This window comes from Halorhabdus rudnickae, from assembly GCF_900880625.1.
Classification (GTDB): Archaea; Halobacteriota; Halobacteria; order Halobacteriales; family Haloarculaceae; genus Halorhabdus; species Halorhabdus rudnickae.
Genome location: NZ_CAAHFB010000001.1, coordinates 266107 through 280090 on the forward strand (window position 1 = coordinate 266107; position 13984 = coordinate 280090).

Here is a 13984-nt window from a genome sequence, read left to right on the forward strand (position 1 = left end):
CGGTCGAACACGGGCTTGCGTCCGTCATCTGGTCCTGATAGTCTCTGTTTGTCTTATCCAACTAAAGTCCTGAAGGCTAGTAATACAGATGCCACGGTCGGGAATGAACGCCTCGGTCGAGTCAGGATACCTAGCCCGGACAGTCAGGATCCCAACGCACAACTGTTCATACGTGAAGAAAAGACGATCACGATCGACACGGCAGCCCTCGCCACCCGATGGGGCTACCGATCGCAACCGTGGAAACGGATGCGAGCCGGACACAGTCTCGAGCGGGACACTACTCGCGTTGCTCGGGGACGAGTACGTCCGCGAGCTGCTGACGCTGTTGGTTGAGCGGCCACAAACGGGCCGGGAACTGGCGGCGACGACCGAGATGTCTCGTCCGACGATTTACCGACGGCTCGAACGGCTCCGCGAGCACGGACTCGTCCGGACGGAGATGCAGATTGATCTTGACGGCCACCACCGAAAGCGCTTCCACCCCACTGTCGGCAGGCTTGACTTCGAGGTCGGTCCCGACGGGATCGACGCGAGTGCGGAAAACACGGCCGACGATCGATCCTGACGATATCTCTGTCGGCGTTCGGTACGTCACGCTGTCGTCGCGTTCATTGGCAGGTCGAATTCGACACAGTCAGCGCTGTAATCTGACCACAGTCTTTTCGTCCTGTTGACTCGTCTCGACGAGTCCGTCCTCGGACAGATCTTTGAGGAGACTCCGCAGCCACTCGCGGCCGTACTCGCCCGCCGGCGCGTAGTCAACCCGGACTTTCGGCCCGAGATCATCAACAGCTAGGCGATCGTGTTCTTTGAGCGCGCCGATCACGCGCCCTCGCATCTGTCGGCGACTCCCCTCGAAACTCGGCTGAGTCGGCACGTCGGGTGCCGTGAAGTCACCGGTCTGGTAGGCGTCACACCACTCGCGCCAGGGGCACCCTGCCTCGTCACACGCGGGCGTCTTCTCGCAGGCCACGCCGCCGAGCTCCATGATCGCGTTGTTCCAGACTCTCGACTCTCCGCCGGGCATGAGCGTCGTCGCCGCGTCTTCGAACGCCGCGTCCTCGTCGGGGATCGAAAATGCTCGATACAACACGCGCTTGACGTTGGTGTCCACGACCGCGTCGCCGTTGTTGAACGCGAAACTCGCGACCGCGTTGGCGGTGTAGGGACCGACGCCCATGAGCTCGGACAGTTCCTCCGACGATTCGGGAAACTCGCCGTCGTACTCCTCGCAGACCTGGTTCGCAGCCTCGTGGAGGTATTTCGCGCGGTTGTTGTACCCGAGGCTGTGTGCCGACCAGAAGGCGACCACGTCGGCCCGGTCCGCACTCGCCAGGTCGGCGACCGTCGGCCATCGATCGAGGAAGTCCGCCCAGGCGTCGACGACGCGATCGAGCTGAGTTTGCTGGCTCATCACTTCCGAGACGAGGATCGCGTAGGGATCGTCGGTCTCCCGCCAGGGATATTCGCGGTGATCGGCTTCGTACCACTCGATCAGGGCCGCTCTGATCGCGTCGCGATTCTCGGGAAAGTCGACGGCGGGCTCGCTCATCGTCGCGGCGTAGGCCGGTCGGCAGTTTACCTCTGGCGTCCCCGGCAGCGATCAACGTGGTTCCCATCGTGGCCGTCGAACGTCCGGACGTTCCACGGTCAGCCCCGAGCCGAAAGGAGTTTGCGCCCCGGTCGTCAGCTTTCGGTATGGGACTCGACGCACTTTCCGAGGACGTGTCCGAGTCGTACGGTGCACTCGGCGAGGAACTGGCGGTGTCTCTCGACCGGGAGACACGAAACGAACTCGCGATGCTTGAGGCGGCACTCGACCCGGAGACAACGGACGAACTCCTCCGGCGCGCGGTCCACATGCTCTTTCAGAGTACGGTCGAAACGGGGTCGCTCGACTTTCATCTCAGAAACGAGTATGACGTCACCTACGACGAATACCTCTCGGGGATGACGTTCGACGAGATGACCGGTGGCGGATACCAGACCGGGAGCGGTGATCCCGACGATCGACGCTACCAGTTCTGACTGCTCGCAAAAGCCGGTACTAGAGGTCGACGTACTGTTCTTCCCAGTCGCGACGCGCCTCGATCTCGCGACGCCCGCGCCGAGTCAGGCTGTAGTAGTTCGTCCGTCGGTCGCGCTGCCCCTTCTCGACCAGTCCCTTGTCGACGAGCGTATCCAGATTCGGATAGAGACGGCCGTGATGGATCTCTTTCTCGTAGTAGTTCTCGAGTTCTTCTTTGATCGCGAGGCCGTGCGGTTCCTCCTCGCCGGCGATGACATATAGGAGGTCTCGCTGAAATCCTGTCAGGTCGTACATCGGTAATGTCCATATAGAGGTTATTATCCAAATATCTTAAACATGTCGACTCGGATCGGTATTGGGCTGTCGAGTCGTGCGCTGAAACGCGCCAACGAAAGTCCGGAAAGGTAATCGGTTTGAGGATGATCGGTGGGTGTTCGTGAGATGGTACGTCGATTCGTTGATGCCCGACCGAGAGTGGTAATTCCCGACTGCGGAGAGTGTTTGCCGACGTATCAGGTTGGGCTTCGGCGGTCGTCGGTCTCACGCGTCAGATCGGACCGGACTGACTGTACCGTCACTCCGCCGGCTGTCGGCAATGTGTCTGCAGGTACGTAGTTAGCCATCGAAAGAGTGGAAAGCGGCCACGCGGGGAAAAGCCCGCGTGGGCGCTTGCCGCCCTGAATTGGTCCCCGCTGACGCTTCGGCCCTCCAAGCGAAGCGTCATCAGAACATCGAAGGTGGTTTCACTTAAACCTACCGGCCTCTATCCTTTTTTCTGGTCTAGAAGTCAATCGGACTAACTGTATCTGCTGGAGCGGTGTGTACACCGGCGTTGATCCCATCGGTTAAGCACGTTCGGCCGTTCTTTCCATCCATGCGAATACGCGGCGAGCGGGAGTGCAAGGACTGTGGCGCCCGGTGGTCGTACTACGAGACGGGGTCTGTCACGTGTCCAGATTGCGGGAGCCTCCGGAGCGTCGGCGTCGCGGACCGTCAGCTACACACGGCAAGTCCGGCGGAGCTAGATCTCACGGACGCCAGAGCCGACCTGGATCGGGAACCGCTCGGGACTGTCGCTGGCCGTGCGGGTGAAACAGCGGCGACGTTCGTCCGTGAACACGGGTTCGTCCACGCCGGCGAATTACAACCGCTCGATGCGACGTTCGTCGCGGCGACCGAACTCCGTCACGCGGGGGCAGAAATCGCCCGCATGCTCCGGATCGACGACGCGGAGGAGGCCTACCTGCTGGCCTTACTCGACGGTGCTGAGTCCGGGAAGCGACCGTCACCCGATGACGTCCCGGACTCGATGGTTTCGGTACGCGGCCTCGCTGCGGCCTCGGCGGTCGCGGATTACCGTCGTGACGTCCGTCGATATCTCGCGGACGATCCTGACGCGGCTGCCCGGAAGATCCTTGGACGCATTGAGGACCATCGCACCCGCATCGAAGCCCTCGACGGAGCGGTCGCTCCAGAAACTGCCGATGCGCTCGTCGAGGCGACCCGGGATGTCGGGACGTATCTGATCGAAGCCGACGCGACGCTGGCGCCCGCTCGTAAACGACTCGAAGAACTAGATCCGTCTGCTTCGGAGCGATAGAGCAAGATGTCTCGGCGATTCAGGGGAGAGAGACGTCCACGTCGTGTTTGCCTGCGGCGGCTTTGACGGTGTTGTACAGCAACATCGCGCGGGTCATCGGACCGACGCCGCCCGGCACCGGCGTGATTGCGCTCGCTTTCTCCCTGGCGCTCTCGAAGTCGACGTCGCCGACGAGTTCGTAGCCTTTCTCGGTGTCGGCCTCGACGCGGTTGATCCCCACGTCGATCACGACCACACCCTCGCTCAACATCTCGCCGTCGATCATCTCCGGGACGCCCGCGGCCGCGACGACGATGTCCGCCTCGCGGGTCTTGGCCGCCAGGTCCTCGGTGCGGGAGTGACAGACCGTCACGGTCGCGTTGCCGCCCGCAGCCTTCTGCATGAGGAGGTTCGCCATCGGCTTGCCGACGATGTCCGAGCGCCCGACGATAACCGCGTCCTTCCCTTCGGGGTCGACACCCGCGTCTTCGAGTAGCTTCTGGATCCCGTGAGGCGTACAGGGCTTGTATCGCGGGTCGCCTGCGACGAGGCGGCCGACGTTCTCGGGGTGGAACCCGTCGACGTCCTTCTCGGGGTCGATCCGGCGCAGGACCGACTGTTTGTCGACGTGTTCGGGAACGGGCATCTGGACGAGGATCCCGTCGACCTCGGCGTCTGCGTTCAGCCGATCGATCTCGTCGAACAGTTCCCGTGCGGGTGCCTCGGGATCGATCTCAACGTCGACCGCCTCGATGCCGACCTCCGCGCAGTCGTCCTGTTTCATCGAGACGTAGGTCTCGCTGGCCGGGTCCGTACTCATCAGTACCGTCGCCAGCGTCGGGGTGACGCCCTCGTCTTCGAGCGTCACGATGGCGTCGCCGAGGTCGTCCCGTATCGCCGCCGCAACCGCGTCACCGTCGATAATCTCGGTCATCGGGTGGTTCGACGGGGCCACGTCCCTTCAACGTCCCGGAACGGAGGTCAAACCGCCCACTCTCATGGTCCGGTCGAGACGACGCCCACTGTCGCCTCGAAGTGGGGCAACGCCAGTATAGTCAACTGGAAAAGAGCGACCGTCAGTGTCGGGATCCAGACCGACTGCGTCCGCTCGCGTCCCCACGCGGCAATCGCGAAGACGATGAACCAGACGGCTGCAGTCAGTAACTCACCCGCAGTCGTCGCCCCCGACAAGACATCGACGGCGACGGTGAACGAGAGAAAGGCGGCGAAGACGAGCGCGACGGCGTTGGTCGGGGTGAGGGCGTCGCGTACCGACACGGCGTCGCGCATCCGAGACAGTTCGACGACGGCGAGTGTCGTCCCGACGACGAAGACGAGTGCGATCACCAGCAGCGCGTTCGAGCGGGCGAGTCGCCACATCGGGTCGACGAACCAGTGATACAGTCCCGCGAGTGCAGTGACTCCGAGCAACGCCTCACGGGACCCGAGCGTCTTACGGAGTCCACCCCAGATTGCGCCATAGAACAGGATCCCGTATCCGAGAGCGACCAGGGCGCCGGGGACGACGGCGTTCCACCAGAGAAAGCCCGCCGAGAGGTCCGGAATCGCGGCCCAGGACCCGGCGTCGGCGACCGAAGTCCCGATGGCGTGAACGACGAGGAAATATCCAACGGCCGCAAGTAGTGGTCCGACGACAGCGACACTGACTGCATTGAGATCGTCGCGGCTCGGAAGGGTAGCGTGGACGGGACGATCGCGGACGGCAGCGTAGACGACGCCGACGACGACCATCTCGACCGCGACCCAGAACCACGAGCGCCACAGGAGACGCTCTCCGGGAAGGTCGTTCGGTACCGGACCGCCGACGAGAGCAGCGATCTCCGGTGCTATGAGATCCAGCAACGGGAACATTGCGAGGACGACGAACGTCGCGCTGAACTCGATCACGTCGCGGTGACGGTCGACGGTCCTGTGCAGGGCGGATCGGTGGAGGGACATATCGGCGCTATCCACGTAGATGGAAATAATTGCTCGGAACGCGACGAGGCGGTCCCGTTCTCAGAGGATGCCGTGTGACTCCTGCACGTCGCGGTAGAGGTCGAGATACGATTCGACGATCTCCCGGTGGTCGAAGCGAGCGAAGTCCTCGTCGATCGTGCGTCGTTCCAGATCGCCCGATTCGACGATCGCGTCGGCCAGTTCCTGGGGATCGGTGACGCGGAAACTCCGGCGGTGGTTCTCGATGAGTTCGTGGGCGCTGGACTCGGCCTGATATTCGACGATACCGACACAGCCCGCAGCAAGCGCCTGCAGCAACTCGCGAGCGAAGTACTCGCGATAGGCCGTCTGGACGAAGGCATGGGCGCCGCGGTAGATGGCGATCCGTTCTTCCTGGCTACACTCCCCGGCGAACGTGATGCGGTCGTCGATCCGGAGATCGGCGGCCTGGCGTTCGTAGTCGCGCCGGAGCGGCCCGTCACCGACGACTGTCACCGACCAGTTGCGGTCGCGCAACTCCGCCAGCGCCAGCAAGAGACTATCGAGGTTGGCCGTTTCGTTCAGGGAGTGACCAAAGGCGACCTCGGTCTCTTCGCCAGGTTCGGTGTTTTCGATCAGCGAGAAGTCGATCCCGTCGGGGATCTCGTGGGATCGCTCGTCCACGACGCCCCGTTCGCGGACTTGCGTCCTGACCATTTCTGAGGGCGTGACCACGGCAGTCGCTTCTCGGAGGAGGAGTCTGACAGTCCGTGAGTCGGCCAGTCCTTCGTCGCCGTACCACTCGAGGACGACCGGAGCGCGGGCGAGCGTCCCGCCCGAACTGGCTGTGAAGACGGCCCGCGGCGGCCGGGGTCGGACGTGGATCACGTCCGGCCGATACCGCGCCAGCAGGACTGGGAGTCGCGTTGCGAAGGAAGTTGCTGCCGGCGAGACGGTCACGCCGTGATAGGTGACGCCGTCGATCGTCCGCTCGTCGCGGTAGTCATCCCACCAGGCCGCACAGAAGACAGTGACGTCGTGGCCCCGGTCGGCAAGCTGGTGGGCAAGGCGTTCCAATCGTCGGTTTCCCTCAGTGTCCCGATGACGGGTCGTAGTCATCGACACGAAGGCGACCCGCATACTCGCGGTGAATAGGGCCGGTGTCAAAAACCCCCCGTCTTCGGTGGTCCCGGCGATCCGACAGTTCCAACGCGCCGTCGGCTTTAGATCACGCCGGTGACCGTGGCTGCCTCACGAGCGGCCGGTTCGTTCATCCCGTTGCCCAGTATCGTGTAGCGATCACGGATCTCGTGGGCGGTCGTCAGCGCTTCGATCACCGTCGCCTCGTCGATTCCGAGTTCCGCAGCCGTCGTCGGCGCGCCGATGGCCGCAAGTGCGTCCCGGATATCGCGCCACTCGCCGTTCTCACCGCTGTGGAGGTACTCGACCATGATTGACCCGACACCGACTTGATGACCGTGCAACGCCTGGCCGGGAACCAATCGGTCGAGCTGGTGGGAAAAGAGGTGTTCGGCGCCGGAGGCCGGCCGGGAACTCCCGGCGATCGACATAGCGACCCCGGAAGAGACCAGCGCTTTCACGACGATCCAGGCGGACTCTTCGAGACCCTGTTTGATCGATCCCGCGTGCTCGACGAGGAGTTCCGCCGTCATCTGCGATAGCGCCCCGCCGTACTCGGAGTAGGTAACGTCCTGTAGGCGACGGGCGAGTTCCCAGTCTTTGACTGCCGTGTAATTCGAGATGATGTCGGCACAGCCAGCCGTGGTGAGGCGCCAGGGGGCGTCGGCAATAATCCTCGTGTCGGCGACGACCGCGACTGGGGGGTTGGCAGCGACGCTGTGGCGCGTATCTTCCTCGGGAACCGAGGCACGACCGCTGACGATCCCGTCGTGGCTGGCCGCCGTCGGGACCGAGACGAATCCCATCCCGAGTTCGTCGGCAGCCATCTTCGTGATATCGATCGGTTTCCCGCCACCGACACCGATGAGGAAGTTCGCGTCAGCCTCGGTGGCGGCGTCGATCACGCGCTGGACAGCTGCAAAACTCGCTTCATCGACGAGCGTCACGGCCGGTTCATGTCCTCGCTCCTCGAACTGTTCGCGGACGGCGTTCCCGGCGACTTCCCGGGGAATCTCGCCGGTCACGATCAGTGGTCGGCCGGTGAGGTGGAGTTCCTCGACGGCGTCGACAGTTTCCTCGAGGACATCGTGGCCCACCAACACGTTCCGGGGCAACCGAATCCACGTCGACTTCTCGAACATGTCCCGACACTCGCCGCCGGCCTTCATAATCCTTTCCGGCAAGCCGGCTCGGTCTGCGGCTCGCGGACACTCGCCGAACCGCTTCCGCATATCAGAAAAGAGACCGGGAGCGAGTCGAAACTCGCCGGAATTATCTACTCGTCGCCTGCACTCCCTTCTGCCCTCAAGTCCGGTGGTCCGTCTTCAGACGACCTCGACGGTTGCGCCGGATTCGTCGCCAAGCCGGTCGAGTAGTTTCGGGGACTGGGTCTGACGGCCTGAACCGTCGGGATGGCGACAGACGATGCAATCGACATCGTGTGCGTCTGCGCACGACTGGATCACTTTTTCGGGCTTGCCCTCTGTGACTGCCGATTCGAAGTCGACCCCTCGTTCTGCACAGCGCTCCCGGATTTCCCCCAGCACCGCCTCGCTCTTCTCGGTCTCTATCTCTCGGGCCAGTTCTTCCCACCCGTAGACCGAGTACTCGCCGAACCGCCAGGCGTCGATCACATAAACCCCGTGCAGCGTCGCGTCCTCTTCGCTTGCTCTCTCGATGGCCCGTTCGACGTGCGGGCTCGTCCGGTCTCCCTCGGCCAGGAGTAGGGCGATGGTTTCCGTCATACATCATTATTTATAGTTAAAGATCATAGTTCTTGGGGTGCGATCAGTCTAGTTACACTGTTTGTCAGTCCGGACTGCGTCGAAGAGTTTCTCTCGGGCGTAGACGAGTAAGAAAACGACGGTCCGGCTGTGGATCACGTCGTTCAGGTTGACACGGATACGTCCCGCAGGAACGGGGCACCGGGCTGTCGAAGGAACATCTCTCGTCTGTGGGCTTGTCTGCTCGCGACCCATCCAACCGGGCGTGAATCCGGGTTAGGTGGTGAACTGGCTCGGGGGACAAACTCAAGAGGCGAACTGGTTCGGGGAAGGGTGATTACGGAACGAGAAACGACGATACCCATGGAGCAACGCACCGACGCATACGAATCGACGCTCGACGCCCGAGAGATCGAGGGCGAACCGTTCGATGACATCATGGCAGCCCTCGAAGAACTCCCTGCTGACGGGACGTTACTCCTGATCAATAGCTTCGAGCCCGAGCCGCTGTACGATGTTCTCGAAACGCGCGGGTTCAGATACGAGACCGAACAGGTCGGCCCCCAGGAGTGGCACGTCGAGATCCAAGAGGCCTAATCGCTCCCAGCACGTCCGGCCGTCCGGTCCGGACGCCAGAGCTTTCCCCGGACGGACCCAGTCGGTAGCCATGGCACAGATCGAGCGCCTTCGCGTGTATCCACTCAAGGGCCTCGACGGGATCGAGGTCTCGAATGCCTCCGTCCTCGAGGGCGGGACTCTCGAGCACGACCGGGAGTTTGCCCTCTTCGACGCCGACGGCGATGTCCTCAACGGCAAACGAACCGATCGTGTCCACGCGTTGGAAACCGACTTCGATCCGGCGATCGGTGTACTGAACGTCCAACCGCCGGATTCGGACCGACTGGAATTCGACCTCGAGTCGGAGGCGGACCGTCGGCGGGCGGAAACGTGGTTCGGCGAGTTCTTCGGCGAAAACCTGACGTTGCGCCGCGAGGAGTCCCTCGGATTCGTCGACCGCCGGGAGATGGGCCCATCGGTCGTTAGCACGGCCACCCTCACAGCCGTCGCGTCGTGGTTCGAGGAGATGACGGTCGATAGTGTGCGGCGTCGCCTTCGAGCCAACGTCGAAGTGTCCGGCGTGCCCGCGTTCTGGGAGGACCGTTTCGTCGGCGATGGCGCGCCGGCCTTCCAGGCGGCCGGTGTTCGCTTCGAAGGGGTGACGCCCTGTGGGCGGTGCGTCGTCCCTGAGCGCGATCCCGACACCGGCGAGCCGACGCCGGGCTTCCGCGAGCGGTTCGTCGAGATGCGCGAGCGGACGTTCCCGGAGTGGGCCGACAGCGATGCGTTTGAGCACTACTATACGCTGATGCTCATCGCGTCGATCCCCGCTTCGGACAGGGGGTCGACGGTCGCAGTCGGCGATCAGATCGAGATCGTCGAGTGACGGGTACAATCCGTGCCAGGTGCGAATATATTCGGGAGAATCTCTTCTCTGCCACAGTCCGGACCAATGTGTATGCCAGCGACGACACTCGATCTCAGAGAAGTCCCGCCTCCGGAACGCCATCCGAAGATCCACGACGCGTTCGAGAACTTGGAAAGCGGTGAAGTCCTGGAGATCATCAACGACCATGAACCGAAACCCCTGTTCTACGAGTTCCAGGCCGAAGTCGAGTCGTTCGACGCCGACAACTACGCCGTGACGTGCAAGGACGAGGGGACGTTCGTCGCGACGCTTCCAAAGAAGTGAGCGTCCACTCGCCGCTATCCAGACTCAACTACTGTCCGAGTATCCGGTGATGATGGTTCGAGTCGATTACCAGGGGCGAATTCATACCAAACGACGCGTGCCATTGGCAGCAGCCGGGTCCGCCCCCGTCCGTTCTGTCGGGACTTTCCATGGCAGAGTCTCGATCGGCGGTCGTATCGGCTGTCCCCAAGCGGTTTGCATCTCGTTCAGCAACCCCGATCGTGATCCGACGCTCTGAGATCCGTCCGTGCGACGTACAGCGTATCTACTTCGGGAATCGACTCCAGGGCGTGGAAGACGTCGATCATGGCGTCTTCGCTCTCGAACCGGTCGGGATCGACGACCAGCCAGACCGAGCGTTCCCCGACGAACAACAGTTCGACGGGATCGTCGGCCCTGTTCTCGGCGAGCGCGTCGATCGTTCGCCTGACTTCCGTCGAGATGGTGTCGGTGGTCATGAGTGGAAGTCGGGACGGGGTCGATGGCCGGAGTCCGTCGTCGGAGAGATCATGATCAAAGCCGTGGCGGCCGGTCACGCGATCCGGTCGGATCGGTTCCATTCGGGGCGGTTCCGCCGGGCGGCCCTGGTGTCGAGTTGACTTCTTCGAGCGCATGCGCGGCAGTCTTCGCGACGATGGACTCCTCGTCGTTCCGGAGGTCGGCCAGTGCCCGCTCGGCGTCCGGGTGGTCGATCCGGCCGAGGAGTTCAGCGACCCACTCTCGGACGCGATCGGACTCGTCGTCGGCCAGGGCGAGCAGTTCCTCCAGGGCGTCATCACCCTGACTTTTCCACAGCGAGATGACGGCGTTTCGCCGGACTGCATGGTGCTCGTCTTCCAGGGCGGCCGCGATCCGCTCGGCGTGTCTTTCCTGATCGAGATGATCGAGGGCGACGATCGCCTCCGCGCGAACCCACGGGTCGGAGTCCTCAAGGGCAGCCAGGACACCTTCCGGCGTCGGTGCCGCGAGGTTGCCCAGCACCTCGACGGCGAACTGCCGGACGAGCGCGTCAGGATCGTCACTCGCGAGGGCTGACAGTGTCGCGAGTGTGGCCTCGCCCGGATCCTGCTCGGAAAGCGCCAGGACAGCCCGCTGGCGCTCGGTCGCCGTCTCGCTTTCCAGACGGTCGAGAAGGTCGGTCACACTCTCGTTGACGACGGGGTCGGTGTCTGGGGCTGTGAAGTCGGCTTCCGTCGCCTCGCCCATCTCGACGTCGTCGCGGCTGACAGTCACGTCCGGATGGTATCCGTCGTTTTCGGTTGGTTCTGAATCGCTGCCGGTAGGGAACTCGCCGTCGGGATCAGTCATCGATTACACCTCCGGGACGCGATCCGACCAGTAGGGTCAACGCGAGAACGAGCGCGAGGGCACGGGGAATCGTCGCAGGGATCCCTGCGAACAGCAACAGTCCCGCGCCCAGCACAGCGCCGTCGTGGCGTCGCCGCAGTGCAGCGCTCGCAGTCGTCGTCAGCCCGCCCACGGCAAGCGCCATCACCGGGACCGACGCCCCGACTATCCCGCCCGCCACGAGCCCGGTCGCACCGAGCAAGAACGGTGCGATCACGCCCAGGGCGATCAGCAGGCCGGCCCCCAGTGCACCGAACAGCCAGTCCACGTGACCCCGCGAGAGAAAGATCGGTGTTCCTGCGATCCCCAGTAGCGTCAACTGCGAACCGATCGAGCGGGTCGTGGCCGGTTCGACGCCGAAGGTCCCGATCAGGGACGTCGCCAGTCCACAGACGAGGACGAAAGCGACGAGCGACGGGCCGATCCGACGATCCACCTCTGCGTTCAGCTGACTACCCGTCGCGAGAGCCGTCCCCGCGATGATCGCCACGACCGCGGGCGTATACGCCGGCCGGGCGATCGTTCCGATCACGCCGAAAACGCCGACGAACGCCAGCCCGACCGTCTCGTAGCCCTCACCATCGAGTACGGCGATTGCGAGCACTGACCCGGCACAGACGAGTGTCGCCAGGGGCACGAGGGCCGTCTGGAGGCCAACCAGATCGAGCGGGGCCGTAACACGGGCGTTGATTGCGAGTCGGACGCCTAACAGTGCCACTGCGGTCAGCGTAGCCGGTGTTGCGAGCACGTCCCGATCTACGTCCGTGATATTGATCCCACGCACTGTCGTGGGAATGCCGATAGAGCCGAGTGGTGCGACGCGTCCGCTCATCACCAGGTCACCTCGCGATGCCCGGCCGAACGATCGTCTTCGAGTCGGTCGGCCAGAGCCGCGTGATCCGCCGTGACTACTCGATCGAGGAGGATGGCCAGATCGGCGTAGACACCGGCGGCCTCGGTTTCCGCGAGTTCCTCGCGCAACGAAGCCGCGAAGACGGTCAGGTGTCGATCCAGAAAGTCTCGGCGGGCGGCCGCGGCGTCGTTCTCGCCGAGGGCCTCACGCCGGGCGAGATAGCCCGCAAACTCCAGTTGTAACCCGAGGTTGTCGTGGTGATCGCGTTCGTCCTCGTCGACAGAGAGGCCGTAGTACTCGTAGGCTCTCGCCAGATCGACGTTGATCGTCTCCCAGGTCGCGTCCGCACGATGGCTGGATTCGTACAGTGATACCACCGGCCCGTCCTTCTCGACCGAGCCGTCCGTCCGGTCGGTGACGACAGCGTTTCCGAGGGCGAACAGTCGGTTGTACCGCGCGCTGAGTCCTTCATAGTCGTCCCCTGGATCGAGATCCGGGACGGACACATCCAGGGGGGTCTGTGCGATGGCGTCGCTGAGTCCGTTTCTCACACCGCCGTCGACGAGACTGGTGTGGAGGTCCTCGGTCGGATGCTCGAACGCTCGGGCCAGCGATTGATAGAGGACGCCTCGGGCGGCGGGATCGGCTCGCACTTCGTCGGGGTCGAGCCGATCATCCCCGTTTGGATCCACGCCGGTGTTCGTGTCGCTCATCACGATTCGCCCTCCTCTCGGGCCTGCCGGACGCTGAGGGCGGTGACGGCGATCACCAGCGCGATCGCCGCGCCGGCGACGGCCCAGAGAATCGCCTGGAACGGTGCGCCGCCGTCGTCGGGCCCGAACGGGAAGTAGTACCATTCGCTGACAGCCTTCTGGCCGGCGCGTTCGCTATTCTCCCCGTTCCAGATCCCGAGGGCGACGCTGAGGTCCGCGTCGGCGGTCAACATTGTCCGGTTATCGACCGACGCGTCCAGATCGCGCGCGAAGACGACGCTCCAGCCGTCTTCCTCGCCGACGGTGGCTCGGGTCGCTTCGGTGCTCACCGCGGGTTGCTGGAAGACTGTTGTCGTGCCAGGACCTCCAGCGAGCAGTTCCTGGGTGTTTTCGGTGGCCGACCACTGCCAGACATTGACCATATTGCGCTCACTGCCCATCGCGATCGCCGGCTGAGTACTCGCGTTGACGGGGAACTGGAGAGCGGCCATGTCGGCGAACGCACGGGGTGAACTCTCCAATCGATCGCTGCTGGGATCGACCCAGCGCAGCCGGACGAACAGCTTTTCGTCTGTCTGTGCTGCTTCGACGTCGACCTCGCGGACGGTCGTGTCGTCGGCATTCGGAACGCCGCTGGGTGCACTCGCCAGCGGAACGGTGGCCGCCGGCACGTCGCTCCATCCGTCAGCTGTCGGATCGGCCAGCGAATCATCGACGTTCTCGACCGGGATCTCACGAGCCGGACGGGCGTCGGCGATCAGCGGCGCGAGCGCGGCGCTGGCGACCAGCAGGCCCGCGAGCAACCCGGCAACCAGCAGCGGTCGACCCCCCCGATCGATTTCAGTCATCACAGAACACCTCCCGGAACTCCGTTCCGGCGAGCTCCAATTCGCTCACGTTGTTCGCTC

The 13984-nt window shown here is 63.7% G+C and carries 18 protein-coding genes; 6 read left to right on the forward strand and 12 right to left on the reverse strand.

Annotation, left to right across the window (positions count from 1 at the left end):
- Window positions 1-172 precede the first annotated feature (172 nt).
- A complete protein-coding gene (locus tag BN2694_RS01360) occupies window positions 173-568 on the forward strand; it encodes an ArsR/SmtB family transcription factor (RefSeq protein ID WP_167879933.1) in 396 nt (131 codons plus the stop codon).
- 69 nt (window positions 569-637) lie between these two features.
- Here BN2694_RS01360 and BN2694_RS01365 read toward each other — a convergent pair whose 3' ends face one another.
- Window positions 638-1555, reverse strand: coding sequence for an A/G-specific adenine glycosylase (locus BN2694_RS01365; RefSeq protein WP_135661894.1), 918 nt, complete (start codon window positions 1553-1555; stop codon window positions 638-640).
- A gap of 146 nt (window positions 1556-1701) precedes the next feature.
- Between BN2694_RS01365 and BN2694_RS01370 the strand changes: the two genes are divergently transcribed.
- A complete protein-coding gene (locus tag BN2694_RS01370) occupies window positions 1702-2031 on the forward strand; it encodes a hypothetical protein (RefSeq protein WP_135661896.1) in 330 nt (109 codons plus the stop codon).
- A gap of 19 nt (window positions 2032-2050) precedes the next feature.
- Here BN2694_RS01370 and BN2694_RS01375 read toward each other — a convergent pair whose 3' ends face one another.
- The gene (locus tag BN2694_RS01375; protein ID WP_135661898.1) at window positions 2051-2326 is read right to left on the reverse strand and encodes a PadR family transcriptional regulator; all 276 of its coding nucleotides are present in this window, start codon (window positions 2324-2326) and stop codon (window positions 2051-2053) included.
- Window positions 2327-2906: 580 nt separating this feature from the next.
- Between BN2694_RS01375 and BN2694_RS01380 the strand changes: the two genes are divergently transcribed.
- Complete coding sequence (locus tag BN2694_RS01380) at window positions 2907-3632, forward strand: DUF7117 family protein (protein ID WP_135661900.1); 726 nt, start codon at window positions 2907-2909, stop codon at window positions 3630-3632.
- A gap of 19 nt (window positions 3633-3651) precedes the next feature.
- On the opposite strand, the gene BN2694_RS01385 is transcribed toward BN2694_RS01380, so the two are convergent.
- The 5 genes from BN2694_RS01385 to BN2694_RS01405 form a co-directional block, all read right to left on the reverse strand.
- Entirely contained in the window at window positions 3652-4545 is an 894-nt protein-coding gene (locus tag BN2694_RS01385) for a bifunctional methylenetetrahydrofolate dehydrogenase/methenyltetrahydrofolate cyclohydrolase (RefSeq protein WP_135661903.1), read from the reverse strand.
- 62 nt (window positions 4546-4607) lie between these two features.
- Window positions 4608-5570, reverse strand: a complete 963-nt coding sequence (locus BN2694_RS01390) for a hypothetical protein (protein ID WP_135661905.1) — start codon at window positions 5568-5570, stop codon at window positions 4608-4610.
- Window positions 5571-5630: 60 nt separating this feature from the next.
- Window positions 5631-6689: a glycosyltransferase family 4 protein gene (locus tag BN2694_RS01395; protein ID WP_135661907.1), complete on the reverse strand. Its 1059-nt coding sequence runs from the start codon at window positions 6687-6689 to the stop codon at window positions 5631-5633.
- Window positions 6690-6772: 83 nt separating this feature from the next.
- Window positions 6773-7831, reverse strand: a complete 1059-nt coding sequence (locus BN2694_RS01400; RefSeq protein ID WP_135661909.1) for an NAD(P)-dependent glycerol-1-phosphate dehydrogenase — start codon at window positions 7829-7831, stop codon at window positions 6773-6775.
- 183 nt (window positions 7832-8014) lie between these two features.
- A complete protein-coding gene (locus BN2694_RS01405; RefSeq protein WP_135661911.1) occupies window positions 8015-8434 on the reverse strand; it encodes a universal stress protein in 420 nt (139 codons plus the stop codon).
- A 342-nt stretch (window positions 8435-8776) separates the two neighbouring features.
- Between BN2694_RS01405 and BN2694_RS01410 the strand changes: the two genes are divergently transcribed.
- The 3 genes from BN2694_RS01410 to BN2694_RS01420 all read left to right on the forward strand — a co-directional run bounded on the left by BN2694_RS01410 (window position 8777) and on the right by BN2694_RS01420 (window position 10163).
- Complete coding sequence (locus tag BN2694_RS01410; RefSeq protein ID WP_135661913.1) at window positions 8777-9010, forward strand: DUF2249 domain-containing protein; 234 nt, start codon at window positions 8777-8779, stop codon at window positions 9008-9010.
- A 70-nt stretch (window positions 9011-9080) separates the two neighbouring features.
- A complete protein-coding gene (locus tag BN2694_RS01415; RefSeq protein WP_135661915.1) occupies window positions 9081-9857 on the forward strand; it encodes an MOSC domain-containing protein in 777 nt (258 codons plus the stop codon).
- Window positions 9858-9929: 72 nt separating this feature from the next.
- Entirely contained in the window at window positions 9930-10163 is a 234-nt protein-coding gene (locus BN2694_RS01420) for a DUF2249 domain-containing protein (RefSeq protein WP_135661917.1), read from the forward strand.
- A gap of 206 nt (window positions 10164-10369) precedes the next feature.
- Here BN2694_RS01420 and BN2694_RS01425 read toward each other — a convergent pair whose 3' ends face one another.
- From BN2694_RS01425 to BN2694_RS01445, 5 genes are read right to left on the reverse strand one after another with little or no spacing between them, the layout of a single operon-like run.
- On the reverse strand, window positions 10370-10621 hold the full coding sequence (locus BN2694_RS01425) for a hypothetical protein (RefSeq protein ID WP_135661920.1): 252 nt from the start codon (window positions 10619-10621) through the stop codon (window positions 10370-10372).
- A 55-nt stretch (window positions 10622-10676) separates the two neighbouring features.
- Window positions 10677-11471 (reverse strand): HEAT repeat domain-containing protein, encoded by a 795-nt coding sequence (locus tag BN2694_RS01430; RefSeq protein WP_135661922.1) that lies wholly within the window; start codon window positions 11469-11471, stop codon window positions 10677-10679.
- Entirely contained in the window at window positions 11464-12342 is an 879-nt protein-coding gene (locus BN2694_RS01435; protein ID WP_135661924.1) for a phosphate ABC transporter permease, read from the reverse strand. Before BN2694_RS01435 ends, BN2694_RS01430 begins: the two co-directional genes overlap by 8 nt.
- A complete protein-coding gene (locus BN2694_RS01440) occupies window positions 12342-13076 on the reverse strand; it encodes a molecular chaperone TorD family protein (RefSeq protein ID WP_135661926.1) in 735 nt (244 codons plus the stop codon). The genes BN2694_RS01435 and BN2694_RS01440 overlap by 1 nt, the downstream gene beginning before the upstream one ends.
- Complete coding sequence (locus BN2694_RS01445) at window positions 13076-13924, reverse strand: ethylbenzene dehydrogenase-related protein (RefSeq protein WP_135661928.1); 849 nt, start codon at window positions 13922-13924, stop codon at window positions 13076-13078. Before BN2694_RS01445 ends, BN2694_RS01440 begins: the two co-directional genes overlap by 1 nt.
- Window positions 13925-13984 lie beyond the last annotated feature (60 nt).

Bases quoted from the DNA above. Each gene is read 5' to 3' on its own strand.
- BN2694_RS01410 (WP_135661913.1), top strand. From the start codon at position 8,777: ATGGAGCAACGCACCGACGCATACGAATCGACGCTCGACGCCCGAGAG.
- BN2694_RS01430 (WP_135661922.1), bottom strand. From the start codon at position 11,471: ATGACTGATCCCGACGGCGAGTTCCCTACCGGCAGCGATTCAGAACCA.
- BN2694_RS01385 (WP_135661903.1), bottom strand. From the start codon at position 4,545: ATGACCGAGATTATCGACGGTGACGCGGTTGCGGCGGCGATACGGGAC.
- BN2694_RS01405 (WP_135661911.1), bottom strand. From the start codon at position 8,434: ATGACGGAAACCATCGCCCTACTCCTGGCCGAGGGAGACCGGACGAGC.
- BN2694_RS01415 (WP_135661915.1), top strand. From the start codon at position 9,081: ATGGCACAGATCGAGCGCCTTCGCGTGTATCCACTCAAGGGCCTCGAC.
- BN2694_RS01395 (WP_135661907.1), bottom strand. From the start codon at position 6,689: ATGCGGGTCGCCTTCGTGTCGATGACTACGACCCGTCATCGGGACACT.
- BN2694_RS01370 (WP_135661896.1), top strand. From the start codon at position 1,702: ATGGGACTCGACGCACTTTCCGAGGACGTGTCCGAGTCGTACGGTGCA.
- BN2694_RS01365 (WP_135661894.1), bottom strand. From the start codon at position 1,555: ATGAGCGAGCCCGCCGTCGACTTTCCCGAGAATCGCGACGCGATCAGA.
- BN2694_RS01425 (WP_135661920.1), bottom strand. From the start codon at position 10,621: ATGACCACCGACACCATCTCGACGGAAGTCAGGCGAACGATCGACGCG.
- BN2694_RS01440 (WP_135661926.1), bottom strand. From the start codon at position 13,076: ATGAGCGACACGAACACCGGCGTGGATCCAAACGGGGATGATCGGCTC.
- BN2694_RS01400 (WP_135661909.1), bottom strand. From the start codon at position 7,831: ATGTTCGAGAAGTCGACGTGGATTCGGTTGCCCCGGAACGTGTTGGTG.
- BN2694_RS01445 (WP_135661928.1), bottom strand. From the start codon at position 13,924: ATGACTGAAATCGATCGGGGGGGTCGACCGCTGCTGGTTGCCGGGTTG.
- BN2694_RS01420 (WP_135661917.1), top strand. From the start codon at position 9,930: ATGCCAGCGACGACACTCGATCTCAGAGAAGTCCCGCCTCCGGAACGC.
- BN2694_RS01390 (WP_135661905.1), bottom strand. From the start codon at position 5,570: ATGTCCCTCCACCGATCCGCCCTGCACAGGACCGTCGACCGTCACCGC.
- BN2694_RS01435 (WP_135661924.1), bottom strand. From the start codon at position 12,342: ATGAGCGGACGCGTCGCACCACTCGGCTCTATCGGCATTCCCACGACA.
- BN2694_RS01380 (WP_135661900.1), top strand. From the start codon at position 2,907: ATGCGAATACGCGGCGAGCGGGAGTGCAAGGACTGTGGCGCCCGGTGG.
- BN2694_RS01375 (WP_135661898.1), bottom strand. From the start codon at position 2,326: ATGTACGACCTGACAGGATTTCAGCGAGACCTCCTATATGTCATCGCC.